This is a genomic window from Streptomyces sp. NPDC088745, assembly GCF_044751045.1.
Classification (GTDB): Bacteria; Actinomycetota; Actinomycetes; order Streptomycetales; family Streptomycetaceae; genus Streptomyces; species Streptomyces cremeus.
In genome coordinates, this window is sequence record NZ_JBIVLB010000021.1 from 55,431 (window position 1) to 81,798 (window position 26,368).

General features: G+C 69.3%; 30 protein-coding genes. 5 read left to right on the forward strand and 25 right to left on the reverse strand.

Annotated elements, in window-relative coordinates; all coding sequences use genetic code 11:
* Positions 1-13: 13 nt before the first annotated feature.
* From ACIP93_RS34765 to ACIP93_RS34850, 18 genes are all read right to left on the reverse strand, one after another.
* Positions 14-928, reverse strand: a complete 915-nt coding sequence (locus tag ACIP93_RS34765) for an endonuclease/exonuclease/phosphatase family protein (RefSeq protein ID WP_401765812.1) — start codon at positions 926-928, stop codon at positions 14-16.
* A 32-nt stretch (positions 929-960) separates the two neighbouring features.
* The gene (locus tag ACIP93_RS34770; protein WP_401765815.1) at positions 961-1,572 is read right to left on the reverse strand and encodes a DUF6624 domain-containing protein; all 612 of its coding nucleotides are present in this window, start codon (positions 1,570-1,572) and stop codon (positions 961-963) included.
* Positions 1,569-1,871, reverse strand: a complete 303-nt coding sequence (locus ACIP93_RS34775; RefSeq protein ID WP_401765818.1) for a helix-turn-helix domain-containing protein — start codon at positions 1,869-1,871, stop codon at positions 1,569-1,571. The genes ACIP93_RS34770 and ACIP93_RS34775 overlap by 4 nt, the downstream gene beginning before the upstream one ends.
* A complete protein-coding gene (locus ACIP93_RS34780; RefSeq protein ID WP_401765821.1) occupies positions 1,868-2,290 on the reverse strand; it encodes a hypothetical protein in 423 nt (140 codons plus the stop codon). Before ACIP93_RS34780 ends, ACIP93_RS34775 begins: the two co-directional genes overlap by 4 nt.
* A 387-nt stretch (positions 2,291-2,677) precedes the next feature.
* Complete coding sequence (locus tag ACIP93_RS34785) at positions 2,678-4,030, reverse strand: MFS transporter (protein ID WP_401765823.1); 1,353 nt, start codon at positions 4,028-4,030, stop codon at positions 2,678-2,680.
* On the reverse strand, positions 4,027-4,569 hold the full coding sequence (locus ACIP93_RS34790) for a LuxR C-terminal-related transcriptional regulator (protein WP_401765826.1): 543 nt from the start codon (positions 4,567-4,569) through the stop codon (positions 4,027-4,029). Before ACIP93_RS34790 ends, ACIP93_RS34785 begins: the two co-directional genes overlap by 4 nt.
* Positions 4,570-4,643: 74 nt before the next feature.
* Positions 4,644-6,488, reverse strand: a complete 1,845-nt coding sequence (locus tag ACIP93_RS34795; protein ID WP_401765829.1) for a glycoside hydrolase family 15 protein — start codon at positions 6,486-6,488, stop codon at positions 4,644-4,646.
* A gap of 240 nt (positions 6,489-6,728) precedes the next feature.
* On the reverse strand, positions 6,729-7,415 hold the full coding sequence (locus ACIP93_RS34800) for an HAD family hydrolase (RefSeq protein WP_401765945.1): 687 nt from the start codon (positions 7,413-7,415) through the stop codon (positions 6,729-6,731).
* A gap of 5 nt (positions 7,416-7,420) precedes the next feature.
* A complete protein-coding gene (locus ACIP93_RS34805) occupies positions 7,421-8,122 on the reverse strand; it encodes a hypothetical protein (protein WP_401765830.1) in 702 nt (233 codons plus the stop codon).
* 120 nt (positions 8,123-8,242) lie between these two features.
* On the reverse strand, positions 8,243-8,656 hold the full coding sequence (locus ACIP93_RS34810) for a hypothetical protein (RefSeq protein WP_401765833.1): 414 nt from the start codon (positions 8,654-8,656) through the stop codon (positions 8,243-8,245).
* Positions 8,653-9,909 (reverse strand): cytochrome P450, encoded by a 1,257-nt coding sequence (locus ACIP93_RS34815; RefSeq protein WP_401765837.1) that lies wholly within the window; start codon positions 9,907-9,909, stop codon positions 8,653-8,655. Before ACIP93_RS34815 ends, ACIP93_RS34810 begins: the two co-directional genes overlap by 4 nt.
* A 14-nt stretch (positions 9,910-9,923) precedes the next feature.
* Positions 9,924-10,484 (reverse strand): GTP-binding protein, encoded by a 561-nt coding sequence (locus tag ACIP93_RS34820; protein ID WP_401765840.1) that lies wholly within the window; start codon positions 10,482-10,484, stop codon positions 9,924-9,926.
* Positions 10,474-10,860, reverse strand: coding sequence for a DUF742 domain-containing protein (locus ACIP93_RS34825; RefSeq protein WP_398015590.1), 387 nt, complete (start codon positions 10,858-10,860; stop codon positions 10,474-10,476). Before ACIP93_RS34825 ends, ACIP93_RS34820 begins: the two co-directional genes overlap by 11 nt.
* The gene (locus ACIP93_RS34830; protein ID WP_401765843.1) at positions 10,857-11,315 is read right to left on the reverse strand and encodes a roadblock/LC7 domain-containing protein; all 459 of its coding nucleotides are present in this window, start codon (positions 11,313-11,315) and stop codon (positions 10,857-10,859) included. The genes ACIP93_RS34825 and ACIP93_RS34830 overlap by 4 nt, the downstream gene beginning before the upstream one ends.
* A gap of 15 nt (positions 11,316-11,330) precedes the next feature.
* Positions 11,331-13,646: a nitrate- and nitrite sensing domain-containing protein gene (locus ACIP93_RS34835; protein WP_401765845.1), complete on the reverse strand. Its 2,316-nt coding sequence runs from the start codon at positions 13,644-13,646 to the stop codon at positions 11,331-11,333.
* Positions 13,647-13,876: 230 nt separating this feature from the next.
* Complete coding sequence (locus ACIP93_RS34840; RefSeq protein WP_401765846.1) at positions 13,877-14,383, reverse strand: hypothetical protein; 507 nt, start codon at positions 14,381-14,383, stop codon at positions 13,877-13,879.
* 155 nt (positions 14,384-14,538) lie between these two features.
* Positions 14,539-15,027: a hypothetical protein gene (locus ACIP93_RS34845; protein WP_401765849.1), complete on the reverse strand. Its 489-nt coding sequence runs from the start codon at positions 15,025-15,027 to the stop codon at positions 14,539-14,541.
* A complete protein-coding gene (locus ACIP93_RS34850) occupies positions 15,024-15,479 on the reverse strand; it encodes an ATP-binding protein (RefSeq protein WP_401765851.1) in 456 nt (151 codons plus the stop codon). The genes ACIP93_RS34845 and ACIP93_RS34850 overlap by 4 nt, the downstream gene beginning before the upstream one ends.
* Positions 15,480-15,788: 309 nt before the next feature.
* On the opposite strand from ACIP93_RS34850, the gene ACIP93_RS34855 reads away from it, so the two are divergent.
* Both ACIP93_RS34855 and ACIP93_RS34860 read left to right on the forward strand, forming a co-directional pair.
* Positions 15,789-17,171 carry a Tat pathway signal protein gene (locus ACIP93_RS34855; protein ID WP_401765854.1) on the forward strand — a complete coding sequence of 461 codons (1,383 nt, stop codon included), beginning with the start codon at positions 15,789-15,791 and terminating at the stop codon, positions 17,169-17,171.
* Between the two features lie 195 nt (positions 17,172-17,366).
* The gene (locus ACIP93_RS34860) at positions 17,367-17,858 is read left to right on the forward strand and encodes a TrmO family methyltransferase (protein ID WP_401765857.1); all 492 of its coding nucleotides are present in this window, start codon (positions 17,367-17,369) and stop codon (positions 17,856-17,858) included.
* 68 nt (positions 17,859-17,926) lie between these two features.
* Here ACIP93_RS34860 and ACIP93_RS34865 read toward each other — a convergent pair whose 3' ends face one another.
* A complete protein-coding gene (locus ACIP93_RS34865) occupies positions 17,927-18,370 on the reverse strand; it encodes a hypothetical protein (protein ID WP_401765860.1) in 444 nt (147 codons plus the stop codon).
* Between the two features lie 484 nt (positions 18,371-18,854).
* Here ACIP93_RS34865 and ACIP93_RS34870 point away from each other — a divergent pair, with 484 nt between their 5' ends.
* On the forward strand, positions 18,855-19,715 hold the full coding sequence (locus tag ACIP93_RS34870; protein WP_401765862.1) for a helix-turn-helix domain-containing protein: 861 nt from the start codon (positions 18,855-18,857) through the stop codon (positions 19,713-19,715).
* A gap of 17 nt (positions 19,716-19,732) precedes the next feature.
* The gene (locus ACIP93_RS34875; protein ID WP_325749212.1) at positions 19,733-19,939 is read left to right on the forward strand and encodes a DUF397 domain-containing protein; all 207 of its coding nucleotides are present in this window, start codon (positions 19,733-19,735) and stop codon (positions 19,937-19,939) included.
* A gap of 315 nt (positions 19,940-20,254) precedes the next feature.
* On the opposite strand, the gene ACIP93_RS34880 is transcribed toward ACIP93_RS34875, so the two are convergent.
* A complete protein-coding gene (locus ACIP93_RS34880) occupies positions 20,255-20,737 on the reverse strand; it encodes a hypothetical protein (RefSeq protein WP_401765865.1) in 483 nt (160 codons plus the stop codon).
* A 232-nt stretch (positions 20,738-20,969) separates the two neighbouring features.
* The gene (locus ACIP93_RS34885) at positions 20,970-21,410 is read right to left on the reverse strand and encodes an SsgA family sporulation/cell division regulator (protein ID WP_401765867.1); all 441 of its coding nucleotides are present in this window, start codon (positions 21,408-21,410) and stop codon (positions 20,970-20,972) included.
* Positions 21,411-21,671: 261 nt separating this feature from the next.
* Between ACIP93_RS34885 and ACIP93_RS34890 the strand changes: the two genes are divergently transcribed.
* Positions 21,672-22,106, forward strand: coding sequence for a hypothetical protein (locus tag ACIP93_RS34890; protein ID WP_401765870.1), 435 nt, complete (start codon positions 21,672-21,674; stop codon positions 22,104-22,106).
* Between the two features lie 46 nt (positions 22,107-22,152).
* Here ACIP93_RS34890 and ACIP93_RS34895 read toward each other — a convergent pair whose 3' ends face one another.
* From ACIP93_RS34895 to ACIP93_RS34910, 4 genes are all read right to left on the reverse strand, one after another.
* Positions 22,153-22,377 (reverse strand): hypothetical protein, encoded by a 225-nt coding sequence (locus ACIP93_RS34895; RefSeq protein WP_401765872.1) that lies wholly within the window; start codon positions 22,375-22,377, stop codon positions 22,153-22,155.
* Between the two features lie 64 nt (positions 22,378-22,441).
* Positions 22,442-23,731, reverse strand: coding sequence for an MFS transporter (locus tag ACIP93_RS34900; RefSeq protein ID WP_401765875.1), 1,290 nt, complete (start codon positions 23,729-23,731; stop codon positions 22,442-22,444).
* A gap of 57 nt (positions 23,732-23,788) precedes the next feature.
* Positions 23,789-24,607 carry a tryptophan synthase subunit alpha gene (gene trpA, locus ACIP93_RS34905; protein WP_401765878.1) on the reverse strand — a complete coding sequence of 273 codons (819 nt, stop codon included), beginning with the start codon at positions 24,605-24,607 and terminating at the stop codon, positions 23,789-23,791.
* Between the two features lie 45 nt (positions 24,608-24,652).
* Complete coding sequence (locus ACIP93_RS34910; RefSeq protein ID WP_401765881.1) at positions 24,653-25,912, reverse strand: MFS transporter; 1,260 nt, start codon at positions 25,910-25,912, stop codon at positions 24,653-24,655.
* Positions 25,913-26,368 lie beyond the last annotated feature (456 nt).

The following is a 26,368-nucleotide window of genomic DNA, read 5'->3' on the forward strand; positions in this document are numbered from 1 at the left end:
AGAGGTAGAGGCGTCAGCGGGTGGGGGCGAGGACTCGGCGGAGGGCCTCGAGGTCGAATCGCGCGAGGAGCAGGGCGTGGTCGGAGACCGCCCGGACGTCGTCGGTCGCCAGGACCTCGAAGGCGGTCAGGGCCGGCGCGAGGTCGGGGGTGCAGTACATGCGGTCGATGCGCTGGGCGGGTCCCTGGTCGGCGCGCTTCAGGCTCGCCGTCGCCGCGAGCGCTCCGGGCTGGCCCAGGGCCGTGGCGGCGTGCAGTCCGAGATCGATGAAGACGGGGTCGCCGCCGGAGAGGATCTCGTCCGGGCGGGTGTCCGAGACACGCCTGCCGGCGCGCTCGATGGTGCGGTGCTGGTAGTGCACGCGATCCTCGACCGTGTCCCAGTCCGGGAGCGCCACGGATTCCAGCTCCGGCTGATGGGGGTAGCTGTTGGCGTCCATCCCCACAAGGGCGCTGCGGGAGTTGTCGGCGAGGGTGGTGAGCCGCCGCGCCTCGGTCGCGCGCAGGTCCGGGTCGAAGTGGCACAGGTGCGCCGAGGCGAGGTCGATCGGCTTCGCGCAGCCCTTGAGGCGCACGCGTGGATTGCAGATCGGCTTCCACGGCATGTCGTGTTCGAACTCGCCGTCGACGACGAACCTGGTGGGGTCGACCATCACGCCGACTGGGTTCCGGCTGCGTCCTTCCCGCGGCGCGGCCATGAACGGCGTGAGGCCGCCGAGCCGGTTGGCCTCGGCGTACAGGTCCGCCTTCCCGCGGTCCCACGCGCCGGTCAGCTCCTGGCGCAGTACGACGTGCGGTTTGATGGAGGCGAGGATGTCGCGGGCCAGGTCGCGGTGGTCTTCCCCTCCGTGCCGGCCGCGGCCGTTGTGCTCGATGTTCCAGCACACGATGCGCAGTTCGTTGTCGAGGGTGGGCTGTGCAAGGGACACGTGGTCATCTCCCAGAGCGGAGGGCAGGGCGGTCACGCCGCACGTTGGCCGGGCGCAGGAGCGGGTTCGAACGCAGGGGGAGGGGATAAGGAGGCGATCGGCCCGTGCCGTTCGCGCAGATGTCGGGCCTGTTCGGTGTACGGCGGTAGGCCCGCGCCGGCCCGGCGGGTGTCGAGCTGGGCGGGATCGGTGATCGGGTGCGGTTCGAGGTGCCCGTCGGGGCGGTACCAGTGCTGCGTTCCGTACAGCTGTGCCTGCCCGGCGTTGACGAGGCAGCGGTCGTGCAGGTGGGCGAGCTGGGCGCTGGTGGCGTCGCCGGCTTGCACGGCCTTCTGCAGCAGGCCCAGCAGGGTTCGCTGGAACGCAGGATTGTGGTCGCTGTGTACGGCGATGTCCACGGCGGCCTGGCAGGCGTCCGCCCCTACGGTGCTCCGGCCCGGCCACTGCCCGAGCCGTTCGACGATCCGCTTCAGCCCGGCGGCGTTGTCGTGCTGGGTCTGGGCGAGCGCCGCGAGCGCGTCCGATGTCATGCTGAGGCGTTCGACGCCGGGTGTACGCCAGTGCGCCTTGGCCCGTTGCGCGCGGTCCAGCAGGTCCTTCGCGAGAGCGGGGTGGCCCGGGGCGGACTGGTGGGGCTCGTTCACGAATTCACCTGCTCTTCCGCGTCGGAGATGCGGGGCCCGCGCTTGGTGGCCCCGGCCGCGCTCAGGAGGGAATGGATGGCGCCGTAGGACCGGTTCGTCGCCTCGCAGATCTCCCGGATGGTGACCCTGCGGCCCGTAGTGCGGTAGGCGGCCACGACCTTCGTCGCGAACTCCTCTCGCGCCGCACCGGTGAGCTTCCTGCCCGTCTTGATGACGGGCAGGTCGAGGAGTTCGGGGGGAGGGTTCGACTCCGGGCTCCGCGTCGTCACGGCGGCCGCGTGCGGTGTTGGTGAGGTCACAGGATGTTCTCCTCACGTGCGAGGGCAAGCCCCGCTCCGAGGGTTCGGATGTGCTCGAGCATCGCCTCGTACTCCTTGTCGTCGTCGCTGATGTCGACCCGAGAGGCGGCGAGGATGCCGTGGATCTCCTGGCGCCGGGCCGCGGCGAGCAGCCGGGCGAGCTGGGGGCGTGTGGCGGGGTTGGTCGGTCCCGTGACGTCGAAGGTGCGGTCCGCGACCGTCCACCCTTGTCGGGTCGCGAGGGCTTGCGCGGAGGCGAGACGGGGAGCGGGATCCTGCCGGGAGTCGACCAGAACGTAAAGAGCGATCCGCTTCTCGCCCTCTACACCTCGAAGGGCCTTCTCCAGTTGCGCGTGTCGCAGCAGCCCCAGACGTGACGCTGCGGCGTGACGATGCACGGCGGTCGGCACAGTGGTCACGTCAGACCTCCAGCGGCCGTGCACTCATGCCGTGACCAGCCCGGTTGCAGCCGTGCGGAGGTGTCGTGGAAGGCCGAGTACGCTCCGGTCGGGCCGAGCCCCGGAAGGGGCACCCGCACGGTGAGGAGCAGGTCCGCCACCGCTACCGATATGCGTAGGGGCAGATCGCGCAGGGCGAGGGCCGCCTTCAAGTCCCCATGGTGTTGAGCGCGCGGACGCTGCCGCGGAGCGGAGGCCGTTCGCTGGTGCCGCACGGCGGTGCGGGGCGGTGTGGTCGAGATCGTCACGGGAGGTTCCTTCAAGGCGAGGACACAGGACATGGAGGAGGCTTGGCGAGGCCGCTGCCCTTGCCGCACGAAGGGTGAGACGGCGTCGAGCCGACCGCGATCAGTGGACACGGTCCCCTCCCTCGTGCAGCGGTTTGCTGGTCTGCTCAGGCGGCGCTGTAGTGGTGCCGGGCATGACCTTCAGCTGCCGGACGGGGGAGACCCACAGCAGGGCCACGGGGCCGAGGAGGAGCACCGTGCCGGTCAGCAGCGCGGCCCACACACCGGCCACTGCGGCGACGGCGCCCGCCGCTGCGGTAGCGAGTAGCCGGGCCCCGGCGACCAGCCACACCGATGTCTGCTGTACACGGGACTGGAGGTGGGGCGGGCACAGCTGCTGGCGGAGCGACCTCTGCGTGGACGCGGCCGCCGTGACCGCGACCGCCTTGACGACGCTCGCTGCCACCAGAGCGATCAGCCACCCGTGCCCGGAGCGGGCGAGAAGAAGCGGCATCCCGCACATCGGGTACACGGCGAAGCCGACGAGCAGAACTCCGCCGGGCCCCAGCCGTCGCACCAGCTGGCCCGCGACCAGGGCGCCCACCAGGCTGCCCACCCCGACCGCGCCCAGCACCAGTCCGAGACCGGTGTCGCCGTAGCCGAGCTCGGTCAGCAGGTAGTACGCGAAGTAGGTCGTGACGATGCCCTCGGCGAAGGCGTGGTAGGCCATCGTCAGAACCAGGGGCCGCTGGAGCGGATCCCGCAGCACGTGCGCCATGCCCTCACGGATCGACGTGATCATCGTGGGGCGCGGCCCGGCCGGACGCCGGTCAGCGTGGACGGTGGAGATACGCGAGGCGCACCAAGCGCTGATCAGATAGGACGCGGAGTCCAGGAGCAGGCAGCGGGCGGCACCGAGCAGACTGACCGCGGCGGTCCCGATGTAGGTGCCGGCGGATCCCGCGACGGCGAAGGCCGCCATCACCCGTGCGTTGGCGTCGGGCACGAGTTCCGGTTCCACCAGCTCGGGCACAATGGCGATCGCCGCGGCCTGGTGCAGCACCACCAGCGCGCCCAGCAGGAACGCCACGCCGTACAGGACCGGCATGGACGGCGTGCCGGCAGCCCAGCAGATGGGGACCACCGCAACCACCGCGGCCGCCGCCAGATCGGTGCCCACCATCAGCCGCTTCTTGGAACAGCGGTCGCCCGCGACGCCGGCGGGCAGGGCGAGGAGAAACCCGGGTGCCATGGCGGCGGAGGCGAGCGTGGAGACCTGCCCCGGGGTGGCAGCGAGTTCCATCGCCGCGACCACGGGGAGCGCGACCGCGGAGACGGACGAGCCGACCAGGGCCGTCGACTCGCCCAGCCAGTACGCCTGGAAGCTGCGGTGGCCGCGCAGCGAGGGTGCCGGGGCCGTGGAAGGGGCAACGAGCGCGCCGGCGCGTACCGGCTGCGAGGGCAGAGTACTCACCGTGCCTCCCCGGACATGGCCCCGAGCAGGCCCGCGCGGGCGGCGTAGGCGACTGCCTCCGCACGCTGGTGTACGCCCAGTCGGCTGAAGACGTTCTTGAGCAAGGCTCGGACTTGCTCGGGGGTTCGGCCGAGCCGTCGGGCGATGCCCATACGCGTCAGCCCCTCCGCCACGAGGACCACGACGTCGACCTCCAAGGGCTTCAGAAGGGTGCCGGGCTGCCCGAGCGTCTGCTGACGCGTCGGCTCGGCCGCGGCGGTCCGAATGCAGCTCCCCAGCCCAGGCGGGAGACGGTGACCGCCTTCGGCGACCAGGGCCTTCACCCGGGTGAGGAGGTCCGGGTTGTCGTACAGCTCGGAGGTACGCACCACCGCTGCCACGCCGTACGGCGCGACAGCGACGATGTCGTGAGCGCCGACGAGGTCCGCCACCAGCACGACCGGGACATCGGGATGGCGCTCATAGTGGGACTTCAGAGCCTCGTGGCAGGTGCGGTCGACGCGGTCGGCGGTCACGACCACGACGTCTCTGGGGGACACGGCGCTGCCGCCGACGGGATCCGCGGCGGGAGCGTCATCGCGTGGGGGTAAGCCCTCAGCGACGGCATTCAGACTCATCGGGCGACCCCCGGCAGCGCGGGGAGCAACGCCTGCTGCTGCTCAAGGCGTTCCAGCTCAAGGGCTACCTCCACGATGCCGATGTGGCTGAAGCCCTGGGGGAAGTTCCCGAGCTGCCGCCGCAGCTTCGAGTCCCATTCCTCGGCCAGCAGTCCGACGTCGTTGCTCAGGCCGAGAAGGCGCTCGTACAGGGCGCGCGCGTCGTCGTAGCGGCCGATCATCGCCAGGTCCTTGGCCAGCCAGAACGCGCAGACGAGGAAGTCGCCCTCATCACCCGGCAACCCGTCCACGCCGATGGCGTCACCGCTGGTCAGGTAGCGCAGGACGAACCCGTCGGAGGTGGAGAGCTCCTCCTGGACGGCCTCGATGGTGCCGATGACCCGCTTGTCGTCTGCCGGCAGGAAGCCCACCTGGGGGATGAGCAGCAGCGCGGCATCGACATTCTTGCTGCCGTAGAACTGGGTGAAGGTGTTGCGTTCAGCGTCGTAGCCGTTGGTGCAGACGTCCTGGTGGATGGTGTCCCGCAGAGTCCGCCACTGCTCGACGGGGCCGTCGGCATGGCCGTCCTCGACGAGTTTGACGGCACGGTCGACCGCGACCCAGGCCATCACCTTGGAGTGCACGAAGTGCCGGGTGGGGCCACGGCCTTCCCAGATGCCCGCGTCAGTCTCACGCCAGTGCGTCTCGACCGACTCCACGAGCTTGATCAGCAGGGTGTTGCTGGTCTCGTCCCGTTCCAGACCGAACTGGGCAGCCAGGTGCAGGGTCCCGATCACTTCGCCGTACACGTCGAGCTGGCGCTGTCCGGCGGCGCCGTTGCCGATGCGCACCGGTGCCGACTCCTCGTAGCCGACGAGCCAGTCCAGCGTCGTTTCCGGCATCTCACGTTCCCCGGCGATGCCGTACATGATCTGCAGGTTCTCCGGGTCGCCGGCGACCGCGCGCAGCAGCCAGTCCCGCCAGGCGCGGGCTTCGTCGAGGTAGCCGGCCTGCATGAGGCTGGCGAGGATCTTCGCGGCGTCCCTGATCCAGACGTAGCGGTAGTCCCAGTTGCGGACACCGCGGATCTCTTCCGGCAGCGAGGTGGTCGGCGCGGCGGCGATCCCTCCGGTCAGCGGGTTCGTCAGTGCCTTCAGCGTGATCAGCGAGCGGATGACCGCGGCTCGGTAGGGACCGTTGTAGGCGCAGTGCGAGACCCAGTCGGTCCAGAATTTCTCGGTGTCCTCGAAGGCCTGATCGATGTCGAGTTTGTCGGGTGCGCCCTTGTAGGAGGGCTGCCAGCTCAGGGTGAAGGTGGTGCGCTGGCCCTCGGTGAGCGTGAGGCGGGAGCGTGTGGTCAGCGATTCGCCGTGGGTTTCCGCATCGGTGTCCAGCCAGACCGCGTCGGGGCCTGCGACCGCGCGGGTGCGGTTGTCGGCGGTCTTCTGAACCCAGGGCACGACCTTGCCGTAGTCGAAGCGCAAGGACAGGGCGGCATCGACGTCGACGGTTCCGGTGACGGCTTCGGCTATGCGCACCAAGCGCGGAGTGTCGTCGGCGCCTGTGCGTGGCGGCATGAAGTCCGTGACGCGCAGCGTACCCGTGGGGGTGTCCCACTCCATTTCCACGATCAGCGTGTCGCCACGGTAGGAGCGGCGGTCGGCCGGAGGGCGCGAGCTGGTCTCGGGCACCGACGGACCGATGTGCCAGTAGCCGTTGTCGGGGGTGCCCAGCAGTCCGGCGAGTACGGCTTCCGAGTCCAGCCGGGGCAGGCACAACCAGTCGATCGTCCCGGTGCGGCGGGTGAGCGCGCCCGTCTGGAGATCGCCGATGAGTGCGTAGTCCTCGATACGCCCAGCCATGGAAGTCCGTTCTGTTCGGTGGTCCTACGGGGGACCGTGGTGGTTGTCGTGTCGTGCGGCTCGGCGCCTGCGGATCGCGGACGCCACGCGGTGCGCTGAGGCCGGCGCAACAGATGCCGCGCGGCCCCGCGCATGGCGCGGAATTACAGGGGGGTGGGCATCTGTGCGGCGGTGATGATCACCGCGAAGGCGATCAGGAAGGTGGCCAGCCGGGCGACGTCCTTGCCTCGCACAGCTGCTTCACCGGCCCACAAGAGAGAGGAGAGGGGCGCTCTCCGGACCGGGCGGGTTGGCGAGCAGCCAGGTGACCGCTTCAACCACGTCCTGCGCCACGTGAGTGGGTTCCGGAGCGAGGTGCTGGCGGGTACGTCCATCGGCAATCCACACGGTGCGCAGCCCCGCATGCTGCCCACCGCCAATGTCGGCGATGAGACAGTCGCCGGTCATCACCGCGTGGGCGGGGTCGTCGACGCCCAGGTCATCCAGCGCGACGTGGAACAGGGCCTCGTCCGGCTTCCGGATGCCGTACTCGCCGGAGATCACGACCGAGGCGAAGTAGCGGGTCAGGCGCGCTGTTTCGAGCTTGCAGCGTTGTGCGTCCGGTGAGCCATTCGTGATGACGCCCAGTTCCCAGCCTTCGTCGGCGAGTTGCTGCATGGCGGTGCAGACCTCGGGGCGGTGGGGCACGAGCTCGGCGGAGCGCCGCCGGTAGTCGGCGTGCAGGGACGCGATGGAGCGCCGGAGCCCGAAGGCGCTCTTGAGGTCGGCGAAGAATGCGTGGCGGGCGCCACCATGGAACGTCTCGGCTCTCATGAGCGCGGACAAGGGGATCCCGGTGGAAACGCAGAACTCCTCCGCCCACCTCGCGAATGCCGCCGCGTGGTCGGTGAGAGTGCTGTCCAGGTCGAAGAGTGCCGCTTTGCGCATCGTGGTCACCCCCACACCGGGCCGGGGCCCGCCAGCGCGCCCACGGCCCGCCCGGCCGTGGGGAAGTCAGCCGCCACCAGGGTGGTCACGTCGAGTTCGGCATTGATCAGCTCGCGCATCAACTGGCGGGCGACGAGCCGGTGCAGGGCGTCATCGCCGAAGCGGACGACCTGGTTGGTCTGCGGGGGGTCGGTGGGGGAGTACAGCGTGCCGCGCACCCCGATGACCGGGGCTTCGCGCACGCGCAGCGCGATGAACCCGCCCTGAAGTTCCCGGCATGCGCGCAGGGCACGGCGGGCGCACGGGATGCAGACCGCGGGCGTGGCGGTCGTGATGCTGCAGGGGAAGGACACGAGAGCCTGGGTGTTCTCGTCAGCGTGCAGGAGCCAGAGCGTTCCGCGTTCGTCGCGGTCCGGGTCGCCCTTGCAGACCCCGCACAAGGGTCGCCCGTCCATGACCTCGCGCTGGCGCGCGGGGTGGTGCGCGGCCCAGTCCAGCTCGCCGGTCTGTGCCCCTTCCCACCGTTCCCAGAGCAGGCCGTCGACGTCACGGTCCTCGGACCGTTCGTCGGCGAAGTAGATGTGCCCGTTCTCGTCGAACAGCACGGTGACGTCACACTCGAACTCCCCCGCGAACGGAGCGATGTACAGGGGGCTGCGCCGCTCAGAGGTCGGGTTCGTGGTCGGTGGAGCAATGGGGGCTTGCACGGACGTCTCCTGGTCAGGCGGTGCGGATCTGTTCGGTCTCTGCGGTGCGCTCGGCGGCGGCCGACGCGACCCCGGGGCGGCTGGCCGCGCATGGCCGCTGCTGGGCGGCGGGGCGGTGTCCTACCCCTCGTCGGCGAGAGCCGTGAGGAGGGGGTGGACCAGGAGCGGCCGGCTGAGCCGGTTGCCGTCCCGGCTCACCCACCCACAGGCGCTGGTCCACGCGTCCGGCCTGGCTCCGGGCATGGGGAGGGTGAGGCTGGTGCCCGCCTTGAGGTAGGTCGTGTCCGGCGGCCAGGCGGGCTCGTCGGACTCCGGGGGGAGGAAGATTCCCCACCGACCGGCGTGCGCGAAGACCCAGCCCAGGGGAGCTGTCCGTGCGGGTCTTCCCGCGAGGGCGCTCGTCAGGAGCCGGCCGAGCCGCTCGGGCATGAGCAGGACCTCCCAGCCGGGCCCGATCACGCGCGGCCGGGCGGCCAGGGCGAGATCACTCGGCGGATCTGGAGCGGTAGGAGTCGCGAGGGTCGCGAGGGTCATGTCACGGGTCCTTGCTGGGACGTCTCGTCCGAGCGGGCCGGGGTGTCGGAGGCGGACGGACGGGGGGCGAGTTCGACGGCGAGCGGCGCGCTGCTGTACCCGCGAAGAAGGTTGTTCAGGACGCGAACCGGTTCGCCGTCGAGCGTGAGGTGGGAGCAGCGGGCGGCCAGGGCGCGCAGGACGGATCGGGCCTGGAGTTCGGCGAGCGGGACGCCGGCGCACAGGTGCGGTCCGCTGCCGAAGGCCAGGTGCTGGTGGTTGCGCGAGCGCCTGATGTCGAATTCGTCGGCTTCGTCTCCCCAGTGGCGGGGGTCGCGGCCGGCGGAGCCGTACAGCAGCCACACCTGGTCGCCCGCGGGCAGGTGGACGCCGCCGATCTCGGCGTCCTTGGTCAGCAGCCGCCCGAAGCCCTGTATCGGGGCTTCGAGTCTCAGAGCCTCGCGGAAGGCGGGCGCGGCCCAGCGGACGGGGTCACGGCGCAGGACCTGCCACTGCTCCGGGTGCCGGGCGAGTTGGACGAGGCAGTCGGCGAGGCCGAGGACGGTGGTGTCGATGGCCGCGGCCGTGTACGCCGAAGCGAGGGGTACCGCGTCGCTCTCCTCGATCTGCCCCGCGTCGACGGCTTCGAAGATGGCTCCCATCCACGATTCGGAGGGAACGTTCTCGCGGATCAGTTTCTCGTGGAGCATCTCGACCATGCGGGACGCCAGCGGCAGCGCCTGCTGGTAGCGGTCGCCCATCGGGCCGAACACGTCGAACGTCGCCGCGGCGCCGGACAGCAGCACCTCCCGGTCCGCGTCGGGCAGGCCCATCAGTTCCATCACCGTGTCGCAGACCATGTGGCGGGCCAGGGCGACGGCGTCGAACCGACCCGGCTGCGTGTACCGGTCCACCAGGTGTTCGGCGCGGTCGGTGATCCGGCGGGCCAGGGCCTTCATCGCGCGGGGAGCGAGCTGCTTGGACAGCACCCTGCGGAGCTTGGCGTGCCGCTCGCCGTCGGAGGCGAGGACCGTGCCGGCGAGGATCTCCCGGTTCGCGAGGGCGGTGAGGGCTATCCCGCCCTCGGAGCCGAAGACGTCCGGGGCCTTGAGGAGCGCGGCGATGTCAGCGTGCCGGGATATGGCCCACACGCCGTACTCCTCCAGGTGCACGGCGGCGCCGGTGCTCCGCAGGGTGCCGTACGCGGGGTAGGGGTCGGTCAGGAACTCGTCGCTGAAGAGGGGAACGGGGCTGGAGGGAGAGAAGGCGGGCATGGGGGTCCTTCGGGTCAGGCGGTGGCGGACTGGCTGAGCCGGTACTTCAAGAGCGTGAGCAGTGCGAGCGTGCTCGAGCCGGACTCGCGGGCGTCCAGCTGGAGCAGGGGGATGTGCGGTGGCAGAGCTATGGCGGCGCGCAGGTCAGCCTCGCTGTAGGCGGGTGCGCCGTCGAAGGCGTTGACCGCAACGATGTAGGGCACGTCGCGGAGGTCGAAGAAGTCGATGCTCGAGAAGCAGTCGGCGAGCCGTCGCGTGTCGGCCAGGACGATGGCGCCGACCGCGCCGCGGACCATGTCGTCCCACATGTACCAAAACCGGTCCTGGCCGGGCGTGCCGAACAGGTACAGGGTGACGTCGTCGACGGTGCGGCGGCCGAAGTCGAAGGCGACGGTGGTGGTGGTCTTCTTCTCGACTCCGTCGGTGCGGTCTATCCCGGTGCTCGCCTCGGTGATGACGGCCTCGGTGTTGAGCGGCTCGATCTCGCTGACCGCACCGATGAACGTGGTCTTGCCGACCCCGAAGCCCCCGGCGACGACGAGCTTGACGACTTCCGGAGCGGGTTCAGTTGGCACCCCGTGCCCCCCTGGTTTCTTCTTCGTATTGGGCCTGCAGGGCGGCGTGTACGCGCTCCATGAGGCGGTGAGTGACGTTGTCGTTGCGGGACATGTCGACCGGGGCCTGGGTGGTCACCATCTGGTGCTGCCGGAGGTCGGTGACCAGGACGGTGATGACCCCGACGGGCAGCTGCAGCAGTCCGGCGAGCTCCGACACCGCCCTGGGTTCGGAGCACAGGTCCAGGACGAGCTGGTGCTGCTCGCTGAGCAGCCGCCCATGTCCCGTATGGGCGGTGATCTGGGTGTCGATGCTCAGCGTGGCGTCGGGAGCCTGGGTGCGGCCGCCGGTTCCGGCGTACGGCCGCGTCCGGCGGCCGCCCGACGCCGCCGTCACAGGATCGTCCCGCCGTGCTCGCCCGTGGCCAGCTCGCGCTGCTCGACGTCCAGCATGCTGCCGAGCTGTCCGGCGAGATCGGTCAACTCGAAGCCGAGCTGGCCGAGGGTGGCCTCCTTCGACGCGTGCACGGCGATGACGCAGTGATTGCCGGCGCGGCTGGCGACGCACCAGCCCTTCTCCGTTTCCACCACCGTGCGCAGCATGTGACCGCCGTTGATGTAGTCGGCCTGCCGCTGGGCCAGGGTGGCCATGCTGCTGGTCATCGCGGCCAGGTGCTCGCCCAGCTCCCTGCGGGTGGCCTCGGCGGACGTGTCCCTGGAGGGGGCGGCGGCCACGTTCGTCCAGCCGCTCATGTACCGGAAGATGCCGTCCTCGGTGACGACGACCGCTCCGAGGACGTGAGCGATCTGGCCGACGCGCTGGTCGAGGAGGTTCTGGATCTCGGGGTTCATGTTGTCTTCTCGTCCTTATCGGTGGGGGTGGTTCTGAGGGGCCTGCTGTGTTCCGGCCTGGAAGTCCGCCCAGTCGGCCCCGACTTGCTGGGGGTCGGACTCGTCTTGTGCGCCTCGCGGCTGGGGGGAGGGAGCGCTGTTGCGCAGGATGGGGTTGAGGTGCTGGCCTGCGTTGCGGCGCGGCAGCGGGTCGGCGTCGGCGTCGGTGGCTGCCGGAAGTGCGCCGGCGCCGAGATGCTCGGCCTGTCGCCGCGCATGAGCGGCGGCCGGGTCCAGGGCCGGCTGGCGCCGACGGGGCAGGGAAGCGCGTGACGGCACGCTGCCCGTGGCCGTCGTGGTGGGAGCTGTCGGCTGCGCGGGGCGGGCCGGTGCAGGAGGCGCGAGGACGTCTTGCTTCACCGTGGTGAGGGCCTTGTTGTCGATCATGACGACGGCGGTGATCCCGCTGTACGCGGATCGCCTGAGCGACACGTTCAGATGGTGGTGGCCGGCCAGGCGCGCGACGACGAACAGGCCGAGCTTGCCTCGCCGTTGCGCCATGGCCTCGAACGTCGCCTGGTTGTGCTGGGCGAGTTCGGCGTTGGCGGCGTCGATGGCCTCCTGGGGCATCCCGAAGCCGGTGTCCTCGATCTCCAGGGCGATTCCGTGCACGGCCTTGACGCTGCGCACGGTCACATCGCCGGTGGAGTTGCCGATCCCGTTCTCGATCAGCGCGGCGACGACCTTCACCGCGGCGGCCGCGTGCTGTGGGGGGACGAAGGCGGTGTGGGTGACCTGGTTGGCTACTCGCTTGGGAGAGCCGGTCTCCACCGCAGCGTCGTTGACGAGGTCGAGGATCGACCTCGGCCGGTCGTAGAGGTCCTGTCGCATGCTGCCGGCCAGCGTCCCGACATGCTCCTGGTGGCGGCGGCTGGCGGAGACGGCCCCGTCGATGGTGATCAGGTCGTCCAGCAGGGCAGGGTCGACGTCCGGCCGGGCCATCACCTTCTCCAGGTGGCCCAGGGCCCGGTTGATGTGTCCGAGGGTCCGCTCGGTCGCCGCCGCGACGAATGCGCCGATCCCTCGGCGGTCGCCGGCCTGTGCAGCGGCCTGGCGCACCGCAGTGCGCTGGGCCTCGATCAGGGCGGCCTGGACGTGGCTGAACTCGTCACCGCGGTTCGGCTCGAGGAATTCAGCTTCTGCGTCGACCGCTTCGCCGCGCATCAGCCGTTCCACAACCTCCGGCAGCCGCTCGGCGCCCTCCTGTGTCTGCTGACGCAGCTGACGCAGCCGCGAGGAGATGGAGCGGATCAACCAGATGATGAGCCCGGCGATCAGCAGGATCGCCACCAGGCTGCCAGCGGCCTGGATAAACACCTGAGTGCGGATCTCGTCCGCCCGCTGGAAGCCGTGGGCGAGCAGCCCCTGCGTCCGCTGCAGGTTCAGGCCGGCGAGCTGCCCGCTGACCTTCACGTAAGCGTCGTCCCACTGCAGGAGGGAGGACCGGTCGCCGATCTGCTCCTTCCCGAGGTCGTCGGTCGGCGGCGTGATGACCGACCGCTGCGCCGTCTGGAGCTCCTTCCACTCAAGGCTCGCGGTGATCTTGTCGTAGAGCGCCTTCTCCTGCTCGGGCAGGTAGGGAGCGATCCACCGCTCGTACATCACCTGCTGGGTGCCGTACGCCTCCGCGAAGGCCACCCGGTGGGCGTCCGTCATCTGCCCGGATTCCCGGGCCTGGGTGATGAGCATGTCCTGCTGGGCCAGGGCGTCCGAGGCGTAGAAGAGTCCGACCAACGGCCTGGTCTCCAGGGTGAGCGGGCCGTCGTCCATCGCGCTCAGCGCCTGGTAGAAGCTGATCATCCTGTTGATCAGGGAGGTGTAGTAGCCGGTGGCCTCATCCGGCTCGCCCTCCCGGGCATCCACGTTCTTACGCACCCGGGGCAGGTCATCGAGCTGCTGGTAGACCGCTTCGACGTACTCCCATCGGTGCCGCTGGTCGGTGCGCAGCTCGGTGCCGGACAAGCGCCTGAAGGACGCGAGACCGGCGTCGGTCTTGCCCCGTTGCGCCTTCAGAGCAGCCTTCGCGGCGGAAGACGGGTGAGCCAGGTAGGCGGCCGTGAGCTTGCGCTCGGCCTGTGCCGCGATGAACAGGGGCAGCGACGCTTCGCCGCCGAGGCGGCCCGTGGTGCTGTCGTTGCGCAGGTTCCTCTGCTTGTCCCAGGCCGGCACGGCGTTGACGACGACCAGGGCGAGCAGTGCGGTGATCGCGACGGTGGCCACGACGATGAGTCGGGCGCGCACCGTCATGATGCGCCGCGGCGCCCTGTGGCCAGAGCGGTCTATGGGGGTCATGAGTCCTCGGACGGTGGGAGGGGTGGAAAGGCGTGGGGGCGTGGACCGGCTGCCGCGGGTGCGTTCTGGGAACCGCGGCAGCCGGGACGGCAGCACGGGGGATCTGCCACTCGCCTTCGGCTTCCGGGACCGGGTCGGCGGTGTGCCGAACGGTCCCCCAGAGTCGGAAGCCGAAAGCCCACGGCGAGCACCGGCGACGAGCGGGGCATGGCATGTCGCCGGGCTCGGGTCTATGCGGGCGGCCCGCAATCGCCCAACGAACCGGCAGCGGCACTGACCAACTCGGCCGCCCGACTCGAGCGGTGCTGGGAAGAGGACCGGGTGGGGCCGGGCGCCGGCGATCGGGTGAGCGCAGGGAGGGGCATCGGTCCGGTCTTGGTGAGGTCCGGCTCGCCCACGTTCTGGCGGCCGTCCACTGGCCGGCTGCTGGGGGAGAGGGGGTCTTGTGTGTCCGTGCGACGCGGCAGGGCGTTCTCCGGGAGAGCGCCGATCAGGGCATGTGCGATCTCCGCGAGCCGGATGGTGAGGATCACCATGGGCATGCGTCCCTCGGGCAACGGCTCGTCACGGATACGGCGTGCCTGGCTGACCAAGTCCGGGGCCGTGTCGCCCAGGAGCTGTTCCAGGTGGGGGAGCTGCCGGCGCAGGCCCAGGAGGAGCAGCGTGACGTCGTTGTCGTCGCGGGGCAGCGGCGAAGCGCCCAGCACCTGTTCCACCAGGTCTTCTACGGCATGCACGGCGCCGGGTGACGGGGAGCGCCTACGCCAACCGAGCACCGGGCGTAATGCGGATAACACGTGGTCTCCGATCGGGGGGCGGGCGACGGCGGGCGCCCGATGCCGCTGTGGGCGGAGGGGCTGCCGGTGTGTCCGGAGCAGCGGACGTTTCGAGTTCACGGGGCGTCTCCGGCGACGGCGAGGATCGACGAGACGGCGTGGGCAAGACGCCGCAGTCGTCCCAAGTCGGGTGCCGCGGCCGGTACGTCCTGGAGGAGGGCGAGGCCGTGCTGGACGGCCGTGCTGGCGTCGTGACCGTGCCGCCGGACGATCCGTCCCGAGTTCTCGCAAAGGGTCCGGAGGACGGCTTCCAGCCTCGGCGTCCAAGCGGCGATCTGGGCTTGGTCCGGTGCGGCGGCCTGACCCAGGACGTCTTCCAGCAGCGTCTCGGTCTCCTCGGCTTCCGCTGCTGCTGTGAAGCGGGCCGACTCATCCAGTCGGTTCAGCAGGTGCCCGTACGCCTGCTCCCTTGCGCCGGTCGGTGCAGTACGGTCCCGGGCCGCCGCAGCATTCAAGGGTGACGGGGAGGCGAGCGCGCTCTCGGAGGGCGCAGGTCCTGCACCGGAATGGCGGGCCGAAGAGCGGGTGATTGCGTAGACGCTCATGATGCTCGCCTCCGGGGGGCGTCGAGCTCCGTCCAGACGGTCTTGCCGCAGCCGGACGGGTCGGTGTCGACCCCCCAGCGGTCGGAGAGCTCATCGACAAGCCGCAGACCGCGCCCGCTTGCCCGACTCGCAGAGAACGCCTGCTCCTTGGGCCGTACGCCGGACGGATCACGCACGTCCAGGCGCAGCTGGACATCAGACCAGACGACGGTGACCTTGATGGTGATCCCGGGCGGGAAGCCAAGGAAGCCATGCAGGACCGCATTGGTCACGAGCTCCGTACAGATCAGGAGGACGTCATCCGCCACGCCAGCAAGGCCGTCCTGCTCCAGCCGCGTGCGCAGTTGACGCCGCACCCGAGAGACGGCCTCCCGCTCGGCGGGCAGTGACACCTCGAACTGAGGCTCGTCCGCTCCGCGTGTGCTGGCACCGTCAAGGGGGAGGTGGGGCACCGCACACACTCCTTGGGCCGGGAGGGCCGTGCCCCCATGCGGCATAACGGCGGGTAGAGCCCTCGGGCAGCCGGGCTTCCTGAGCGTCAGGTGGTTCATCGGCCGCTTCTCCTCTCCTGCCATCGGGCTTTCAGGGCCACTCGCCCGGCGGGTTCGTGTGGATGAGGTCCTCGAATCCCCCGCACTGCGGGAGGGGTTGAGGAATATCGTCTTCACGAGACAACCGCGTCTTCGCGGCGCTGGGTATCCCGGCGAGGCCGCGGGACCAATGAACGTGATGAAAGATCGTTTCGGGGACGAGGACGCACCATGGGGCGTACGCGCAACGTCAAGCTGGCCGCTGCGATTGCCCAGGCAGGCCTGTCTCAGGCCCGCCTGGCCGCTCGTGTCAGGTCGGTTGCCGCGGAACACGGCATCAACGAGCTGACCGGCGTCGGCCAGTCCCACATCGCGAAGTGGGTGGGCGGCGTCGCCCCCGAGCCCCAGGCTGCCCGTATCTTGGCCGAGACGCTCTCCCGATGCCTCGGTCGCCTCGTGACGCTCGCCGACATCGGACTGACGGCAGACACCGACGAGCTCGAGCTGCCGGCGTGGAGCGACGACCCACTGACAACGCTGGTGACGCTCGGGAGCAAAGACATGGTGGACATCGACCGCCGACACCTGCTGGCCACCTCGGCTTACTCGGTGGCCGCCCTGGCCCTTCCCGACGACCAGTACTTCGAGCGGGCCGCAGACCGAGCCCGGGCGCGCAAACCCCTGTCGAGCTACGTGGTGACTGCTCAGGACGTCGACGACGTCCGGGAGATGACCGCGATCTTCTCCCGCCGCGACCAGAAGCGCGGGGGCCGCGCCGGCCGCGCCGCCCTCGTCGCATACCTCCGCACAGATGTCGCCGAGCTTCTGAGCGGCCGGTTCCTGTCCGAAGACGTCCGGCGCTCGATGACCTCCGCAACAGCCGAACTCGCCTACCTCGCAGGATGGACCGCCTTCGACGGGCGTGAGCACCCCCTCGCGCAGCGCTGGCTGACGATCGCCACGGGACTCGCCGAAGAGGCCGGAGACGCGCCTCTGGCCGGACACATCCTGCGGGCGATGGCCCACCAGGCCGTCGACCTTGGCCACCCACAGGAGGCCGTGCGACTGGCCGAAGCCTCCCTGTCCAGCCGCCGATACACACACGCCTGCTGGCGCGAACGCTCGCTGCTCGGCGTCGTGCACGCTCGCGGTCTGGCCGCGGCCGGCGAGAAGAAGGCCGCCGTCGCCGCACTTCTGCGCGCGGAACAAGACCTCGGACGGGCCAGTGACGGGGAAGACGAGCCGAACCGGGTGTTCTTCTACACTGAGGCCAGCCTCGCCCACGAAACCGCCGCCGCCCTGAGGGACCTGGGCGACCTCAAGGGCGCCGAGACGCAGTTCCACCGCAGCGTCCGGACACGGCGAGCCCAGTTCGCGAGGACGCACTCCGTCACCCTGGGCTACCTCGGCGCTGTGCAGGCCCAGCAAGGACATCTCGACAGCGCCTGCGAAACCTGGAGCCAAGCCCTCGACGCCATGACAGGCGTCCAGTCGGGCCGGGCGAAGGAGACCGTTGTCCAGATGCGCCGCGCACTCTCGCCCTTCCGGAACCGGGCCGGAAGCCAAGCCGCGGAACTGGACGCGCGCGCCCGCTCCATGCTGAGCCAGGCGTAACCTGTGGGACTTTCCCGCCTGGACCCGCGCGAGCCTGCCCTTCCCGACCTGGCGGACGTCGCGGTCGTCGGTGCTCCGGCCCGGACCGGCCGGCGAAGTCGCACACCGCGCCCCATAGGCTGACCGGGTTGAAGTGCCGATGAACCTCCGCCGGGGCCGGGACGGCCCAACGCGCAGGTGACGAAGGGGACGCTGATGACCAGCCCAACGCGGATCGAGATCACAGCAGTCGCGCAGGTCGTTGCGGGTCATACCGATCCCGTCGACGACTTCCAAGGCGGTGTGGAGTCGATCATCCGCATGAACGAGGACTTCCCGCTGGAGACCCTTCAGGGGCTCCACGAGTTCTCGCACCTGGAGGTCCTGTGGCACTTCCACCGGGCCAGCCCCACGGACGTGGCACTGCACGCGCGTAGCCCGCGCAACAACCCGGCCTGGCCGGCCACAGGCACCTTCGTCCACCGGAACCATCGACGGCCGAATCAGCTCGCCGTCAGCCATCCGAGACTGGTGAGGGTCGAGGGACGAGACCTTCACGTCACCGACTTCGACGCAGTGGCCGGAACCCCCGTGTTCGACGTGTCGCCGTACTTCCCGGTCATGGGCCCCCGTGGAGAGATCCATGTCCCGAAGTGGGTCGACGAGATGCTCGGGAGCTACTGGGATGCCCCGCCCGTGAAGCGCTAGCCCATGTCGGGAGCGCGCCATCCGCAGATGCGCACGTTCCTGGGCCTGGCGAGAAGCTGAGCGCGCGATCACAGATCCACCACCCCGGCAGTCACCACGGCCCGAACGGTCTTGCCCTGCATGTTGGGATCGGCGAACCACGTGAGGTCTGTGATCGCTCGCCGCCTGATGAGCTCGATCAAAGAACCCTTGCCAATCCCGGATCGGACTTCTCGGCAGTCGGCGAACCCCGGGTTGAAGTCCTGTACATCAACCAGCAGTTGCTGCTCCACCGTGATGCTCAGGCATGCGCGCAGAACTGCTTCCGCGTTCGCGGCCGCGCGGCCGTGCTGAAGGGCGTTGTCCACGAGTACGGACAGGACCTGCAGCGCGGCCGGCACGCTGCCATGCCAGTTCAGCATCGTGAGCCCGATGCGTCCCTTGACCCGGGCCATCCGCCGCGCTGTCGGCATCGCGAGCTCGACAGGGTACTGCCTGGTGATCGGACTGCCGATCGGGGTCAGACGGGCCACCGGGGCCAACCATCCTGAGCCGACACCGTCGAGGGGATGCACCCACGCGCGGTCTACTGCGTAGACGCCGGGGCCGGCCGCCACTCGGACGTCGCGTCCGCGAGTCACGTCGCGCGCTAACTGAACAGCTGACGGCGCCTGGAGAGCCCGAGCGTCCGGTGGGATGTCGTCCCGCCGAGAGGCGCTGGGGATCCCCCTGTCCTCGTCTCCGCTTGGCGTCATGGACTTGCCTCTCAAGCCTCGGCGTCACCGCTCACAGACCCGCGCACTGCCTCTGAGACGGCACGGCACGGCAGTTGACCGCCACGAAGTGGTTGCGCATCGTGGTCGCCTACTTACGATGGACCTAACTTGGCACATCCCGCAACCTCCTGAGCTACAAAATGCAGGACTGCGTACGGAAGAAGTGCAAGCGCCCCCCTCGTAGCCTTGCGGCGGCCGCGTCCGTCACACTGGCGGAAGACAAGGACAGAGGAGGACGAAGGTGGGACAGCCAGCGCGACGTACGGCTCGCCGGCGCCGGTTGGGCACCGCTCTGCGTGAGGCGCGCGAGAAGGCAGGGATCAGCCCGGAGCAGGCCGCCAAGGCCATCCATGGCGACGAGTCGAAAATCAGCCGCATCGAGACGGGACGCCATCGCGTCAGCCGTCTCGAGCTGGAAACGCTGATGGATCTCTACAAGATCAGCGATCTGAAAGTGCGCTCGTGGCTGGTCGCGCTCTCGGCTGAGGGGCAGCGGCGCAGCTGGTGGCGAACCCACGGCGACAGGCTCGAACCGGACTTCAAGGAGCTGCTCGCGCTCGAAGAGGACGCGGAGCGCATCGTCGCGTTCCAGCCGCAGGTCCTGCCTGGCCTCCTCCAGACGAAGGAGTACGCCGCCTCCGTCATCAGCTCCAATGACCCGACGCTGGATCATGAGCAGGTCGACTTCTACGCGAACATCCGGCTCCGCCGTCAGGACGTCTTCGAGAGGGACACCTTCCTCGACTACCTCTGCATCGTGACGGAGGGCGTTCTGCGCCAGCGAGTAGGCGGCGCTGAGGTGATGAAGGGCCAACTGGGCCATCTGCTGGAGATCGGCGCGAAATCCAACGTGGAGATTCGCGTCGTCCCGTTCAGCGAGCAGGGATATACCGGAACCAGCAGCGGGGCCTTCACGCTCTACAGTTACCCAGACCAACTCGATCTCGACGTCGTGCAGGTGGAATACCTGGACGGGACCCTATACCTGGAAGAGGAGACAACTATTCGAAAGTACAGAGACTCGCTGGACCTGCTGCGATCGTCGATGCTGTCGACAGCAAAGTCGAATGACCTGATCTCGGAAATTCTCCGAGAGCTTTGAGACGCGAAGAAAGTGAAATGATGCGGCACGACCTGCCGGAAGGCAAGTGGAAGAAGTCGTCCTACAGCGGAGCGCAGCAGGGGGACTGCCTGGAGGTACAGACGACGGAGGAGGGTCTCGTGGCTGCACGCGACAGCAAGGCCCCTCACCTGGGCGCCTTCGTGTTCGGCGCTGACCAGTGGGCCGCCTTCGTCGACGATGTGAAGAGCGGCCGCCTCGGATGATCACCCGGGCAGAAATCTGACGCCCGAGCGGATACGCCGCGAGTATGTGCGCTGACAGCGTCCCTCCCCAAGGTTGGTGGGGAGGGACGCTGTATCTACTTTCCCCCTTTACAACCCAAGCCGCAACAAGCGCCTCTGCATCTGCGGATCCTTCTGCTGCAGCTGCAGTCGGCCCAACGCCCAAGGCACCAGAGGCATATGAGGGCATCGCTTCGGCCACTCCTCGTAGGCACCAGTAAAGGAACAGCACCGCACTTCTACAACGCGTTCGAGTGGAGAGGGGCCGCTCAGCGGTCGCGGTCGTGTGGCAGCAGTTCAGGCGCCTCGTGCTCCTGCGTCGAGGGTCTCTGCCGCACCGAGCACTGCCAGGAGCTGAGCACGCCCCTCGGCCAGCGGCAGAGTTCCGACCGTGACCGCCTCGGCGATCCGTGCCGCATGCTCCAGCGCGACCGCCACGCCGGTCGGTTCCCGGTCCACGGTCAGCAACTCGTAACCCGCGCGGAGCGCGGCCGCGAGGTCGCCGTTATGGTCCTCAGGGCCGTTCGCGGCCAATGGGCGCAGCCACAGGTCGGCATGGGACTGCACGATCTGGATGTAGGGGCGGTAGTCGGTGAGGGTCCCACATCGCCCGCCGGCTCCTTCAGTGCTGCGCCGGCCGGTCCAGTTGTTCGCGAGCCATCGGTGGCGTCGGCAGACCTCCAGCCGGTAGTCCACAGACCGGTCGCGTGCGCGGGCGCGCCGCTCGATCACGACAGTCGACGGCTCGGTGCAGGTGGTGATCTGGCGCAGGACCGGCATGGTGGTATCTCTTCCTGGTCGCGGGTGGGAGCCTGGTCATGACCAGTGGCAGGTAGGCCCGTCGTCCACGATCGGACGCTACGGCTGTGAGGCAGCTCTCACTTTGAGGGCGGGTCGGCACGGCCAGTCGATACGGGAATGGCCATGCCCCTGACGTCGGTCAGGGGCATGGCGTCCCAAGCAACAAGCAACGTGACGGTGTCAGCGGCAGGCAGCAGGATCTGTTGAAGGGCTACGAGGTGGTGAGGATGCGACCCAGCTCGGCGTCCAGCGCCGCTCGCACGCTGGGCACTGAACTCTCCCGGCCGTACGGAACCACTTCGGTCGTACGGCGGAGGAAGTCTTCGATCGGCGGCCGAGGAGCCGTCAGGAGCGCGCTGGCGTCGTCCACACGAAGACGGAGGATGACGTCGTCTGCGTTGCGCGGATCAGGACCGATCTGTACATCCCCTTCTCCCGCCTGCCGGACCAGGCCGTCTCGGATCAGGTCGCGGTTCACGTGCCAGACGACAGGCTCGTCTCCCGTGCTCATGCGGAAGACGATCCGTACGGCGTACGGGTCTTCCAGCGCGTAGTGCAGAAAAGCTGTGATGACGAAGCAGGGGTGCGGCTGCGGCATGTGGAGCCTCATCGCAAAGGCGGTGCTGACCGGCTCCTGCACATCAGTGCTCATCGAAACTGATCTCCTCGGTAGTGAATGGCAGGAGTGTCTAGCTGAGGCCGTTGAAGCGTGGTCCCGTCGCGAATCTCTTGCCATCGGTGAGCAGGTGTCGACGTTGGTCTCTTCGGGGACCGAGCACGCAACTTACGGGGCGAGGCGGACAACCACCCGGAGCTCCTGACTGCGATCGCCGCCGCCAACAGGCCGTGTCCGGTTGACCGGTGAGCATGCGGCGGGGCCACCACCGCGGTGGCCCGCAAGGAGGTCACGACATTGCCCGCCGACTACATCCCTTCGCCGGCCGAGACCGCGGAGGCCATGCCTGCGGAGATCGAAGATCAGGTGCACGCTGACTACGCCGACTGGAGTGTGGTGACCAGTGTGGACGAGAGCCATCCCTTCCCCATGCTGGTTCTGGGGAACGACAGGGCCGAGTTGCATCTCGAGCTGGGCCCGGAACGACTGGACGAGCTCCTTGGTGCGCTTGCTGCACAGATCCAGGAGAGCGACGCCGGTGATCTTGACTACCTGGAGCCCGATGATGCTGCGCGGAAGCCTCTCACCAGGCGGATCGGTTCCAAGGCGGTGAACGCCTCGGGATGGCCGACCGCGGACCGCTGGTGGCGGTCGGCGGATTCAGGTACGCGCATCATCATCGTCGGCGTCATCGTGGCGGTCATGGTGCTCGGGCTGCTGGTGACGTTCTGAGCCCAACGTGACGAGGCTCCGTCCTCTCCAGCCCGCGGGTGTGCGGTCAGGCAGTGCGGTCGCCGCTTCCTCGAATGAGAGCGAGTTGCTGTTCATCGGGCAGCTGGTCGAGAAATGTCGCCGCGCCGTACTGCTGTGCCTTAGCGGCCAGTGCCTCTTCTTCTGTTGCGCCTGGAAGGAGAGCCCAGGTGGCGGTGCACCACGGCTCACCGACGAAGTGGTGCAGCCGACCGTGGGAGAAGCACCAGGCGAAGACGGTGTGGTCACTCAATGGTTGTCCTGAGGTGCTAGTCGGGAAAGGTGGTGATGGGCAACGTACCTGGCGGTCCCGACAATTACGCTGCTTCCGCGGAGTGCTCCGCTTCATCGTTCGTCGAGCGGGGTCCCGGGGTAGTGAGTGCGTCGGCCGTGCGGATGCTGGAGTGCAGGGGCCAGCACAGGACAGCCCCGAGTGCTCCAGCGCCGCAGATGATCCACGTCGCAGTCACCCCTCCGCCGTGGCCGAGGGACCAGGCTGCAAGGAGAGGCGCGGCGATGACCGCCAGGGCGAGGTTGCTCCCCCACAGGCCGGCGTACCGTCCGTGTGCTCCAGGCGGGGCAAGGCGGGAGACAAGGTCGCCGGCTGCGATGAACAGGATGATCTCGCCTGGGACGGCGGCAGCTGCGGCAAGGCAATAGCCGGCGGTGGAATCCGCCAGACCGGCCAGGCCCATACCGGCGCCCAGGAGGAGGGCGCTGGTTGCCAGCAGACCGGTCATGGGTCCTCCGTGCGCAGCGCGTCTGCTGAGCCATGGGGTCATGAACGGGGACAGGATCAGTACGGCGGCCGCGTTCGCTACCTGCGTCCAGCCGTATGCGGTGGCGTCCAGGTGGTCGTGGCTCATCAGCATCGGAAGGGCTGTGAAGACGCTGCCGGCGCAGATGAGTGCGCAGAGGCTGGCGAGGGAGAGCAGCCACAGGCGGGCGTCGCGTACCGCGTGGGTGTAGCCCGTCTTGGCTTCCTCGGGGTCGGTGCGGCGGGTGTTCGGAGGGAGTAGGAGTACGGCGGCCACTCCGAACGTCGCGCAGGCGAGCGCGTTGACCCAGAACAGTGTCGGAAGTCCTGCTGTGGCGGCGAGATAGCCGCCCAGTGATCCGGTGAGGGCGGCTCCGATGTTGACGGCGAAGTGTCGCCAGCCGTTCACCAGTACCTGCTGGGCCTTGGTGGGGAAGGTGTCGTCGATGAGTGTGGTGATCACCGGCCGGGCGGCGTCGTAGACCACGCCGGTGAGGAGGGCGGCGGTGATGAGCCCCGTTGAGGAGCGGACTTCCGCCAGGATCGGCAGGATGACTGCGGCTGTGGCCATGGCGCAGGCGAGTGTTGCGCGCGGTCCGATGCGGTCGGACAGCCAGCCGCCGCCCACCTGTCCTATGAGCCAGCCTGCGCCGAAACTTGCGACGATCCAGCCGGTCGTCTGTGCGGAGAAGCCGAGGCTGTCGGCGTGGTACGGCAGGAAGGGGTAGGCGAAGCCGAGGGCACGGATGGCGAAGGTCCCGATCAGGGCTGCCCAGATGATCGGGGGCCATCGGCGGTTCTCGACTGGTGTTGTGGTGGTGACCTGCGGCGAGACGACGGCAGAAGGCACGGCTGCTCCAGGGGTCAGGTGACTTGTGCGGGGGTGGTCGCGCCGAGGCCTGCTCGGTCAGGTCAGCGCGGGGGTGCGGATGGAGTCCGCGAACAGGGCGGCGGTGTCGGCGGCAGCTGCTGCGCCGGTGCTGTCGGGGCGCCGCAGGAGACAGCGGACGATGGGGGACCCGACTACGACGCCGGCGACGTGGGGGGCGACTTGCTCAGCGAGTTCGGGGGTGGAGATGCCGACCCCGGTGACGATGGGGACGTCGGACAGTCGCTTCAGCCGGTGGGTGAATGCCTTCAGGGCGCCTATGTCGAGGGGTCCCTGGTAACCGGTGCGGCCCGTAACGGCTGGTGCGTAGAGCCAGCCGCTCGCAGTCGCGGTGACCTGGTTGAGTTCGGTGTCGGTGGCCTGGCGGGGGGTGAACTGCAGGTTGTGGAGTCCGGCCGCGCGGGCGGCTGCGGCCCACTCGGCGGCTTCGGCTGGGGGGAGGTCTGGGATCAACGCTCCGGCGGCGCCGGCGTCGGCGAGTTCGCGCGCGAATCGATGCGGGTCGTGCGCGCGGACGGGCTCCCAGTAGGTCATCACCAGAACGGAGGCTTGGGTGGTTTCGGCTGTGCGCCGGACGGTGGTGAAGACGTGCTGGGTCTGTGTCCCGTGTTCGAGGGAGCGCTGGTTCGCCGCGGTGATGGCCGGTCCGTCGAGGGGGGCATGCGGGTGGGGCAGGCCGATTTCGAGGACGTCGGCTCCGGCCGCGGCGAGCATCTGAAGGGTCTCGATGTCCAGGCCGGGGGCCGGGAATCCGGCCGGCAGGTAGGCACCGAATACGGGTATGGGCTGGGCCAGCATGGCGGCGAGACGGGCCGCAGCGGGGGTGATGTCGTGCACGGAAGGTCCTTGGGGGAGTGATCGGCCGGGGGCGGGAGGCCCGGGCTACGGGGCGGGGGTGGGAAGCGGATGTGTTTGTGTCTGCTGCGCGTCTCGGAGGGCCTTGGCCAGGGGGCGGCACGCGGTGACGGCGATGAGTGCGCTGCCGACCAGGAGGGCGGCGACCAGGGGGCGGCCGCCGGTGTTCAGCGCCAGGGCGATGCCGAGCGGCGGAAGAGAGGCGACGGCGGTTGCTCCGCTGAGGACTGCCTGGTAGCGGCCGGTGGCGTTGCGGGGGGCGTGGGTGGAGATGTAGGCGCCGAGTGCGACGGAGAAGGCGATCTCGCCGGGGACCAGGAGCGCGGCCGCGGCGGCGTACCCGAGGGTGGTGTGCTGCAGAGCGGCGAGGCTGATGCCGAGCCCGAGAATGGCGCAGCCGCAGGCGAGGATCGGGACGAGAGGGTATCTGGGGGTGTCCCCGGAACCGACGAGCAGCCGGGTGAGGGGTGGAGTGAGCGCCAGGACCGTGATCGTGTTTGCGAGCATCGCCAGGCCGTAGCTGGTGGGCGGGAGCCCGTCGTCGGTCATGAGTAGCGGCAGGACGGAGACCAGTCCCCAGGCGCAGGTCATGCCGCAGACGGCCGCGACGGCGATCCAGCGCAGTGAGGGGTCGGCGAAGACCTTGCGGTAGGTGACGGCGGGGGCCTCGGTGCTGCCAGTCGCGGGCCGCGGTGTCAGGACTCGGTAGGCCACGGCGGCGAATCCCAGGCACGCGAGTCCGTTGACGACGAAAAGGGCCTTGTAGCCGTAGTGGTGGGCCAGGTACCCGCCAGCCGCCGCGCAGATGGCTATGCCGACGTTGGAGGCCCAGTACAGCCAGGACTGCGCACGGGTTCGGGCGGCTTCACTGTCGATGCTGGCGTTGATCTGCGCACTGACCGCCGGCCGGTGGATCTCCATCGTCATGCCGAGAAAGAACGAGACCAGCAGCAGGGCGGGAAACGACTCGGCGATCGCGAGTGCGAAACAGGCGAGGGAGGACAGCGCCATGACGAGTGAGAGGCCGGCCCGTTGTCCCAGCCTGTCTGTGAGGGCCCCGGCCGAAGCGAGGCCGGCACACCAGCCGAGCCCGAACGCGGTCAGTGCCGCGCCTGCGGCCGTGGTGCCGTATCCGAGCCCGTCAGCGACGTAGTAGCCCAGGAAGTCCCATGCGAAGCCTGCGGCCTTGATGAGCAGAGAGGAGGCAAGCAAGGTCCAGACGACGGATCGCGCCGCTCGCATCGCTGGGCTGACGGGCGGGGTGATGACGGTGGGGGCGGTGGTCATGCAGCTGCTCCGGATACTTGAGGGGCGAACGCCCGGTTGTGCTGGTGGGAGAGGGGTGGGTGGCCCGGATTGAGCCCGGACCTGTCGGCCGTCTCTGGAACCCGACGGACAAGTTCGAGCGCCGCGATGCTCAGCCCCGACCGCTTCGTCTTCGTGGAGGTGCGATCTCTTGTTCCAGCTCAAGGTCGGCGTCGATCTCCTGCTGAATCGCCGGGTCGTACCGGGGCTCGAGGAAGACGTCTTGCCAAACCGGTCGAGGTGACAGCGGCTGCCGACGGGCTCGCCCGGGAAGGGTGGTGCGTGCGCCCGGGACCTGTTGGGACCGGTGCGCTGGCTGAGCGGGTGACACTGCGTCTCCTCTTCGTGGCATGACCAAGTGGGCCGCAGAGGGCATCAGCGGTCTGGAGGGGTGGGCGGTGCCCCGGCACTGGGGCCGGAGCACCGCCTGTACGTGCG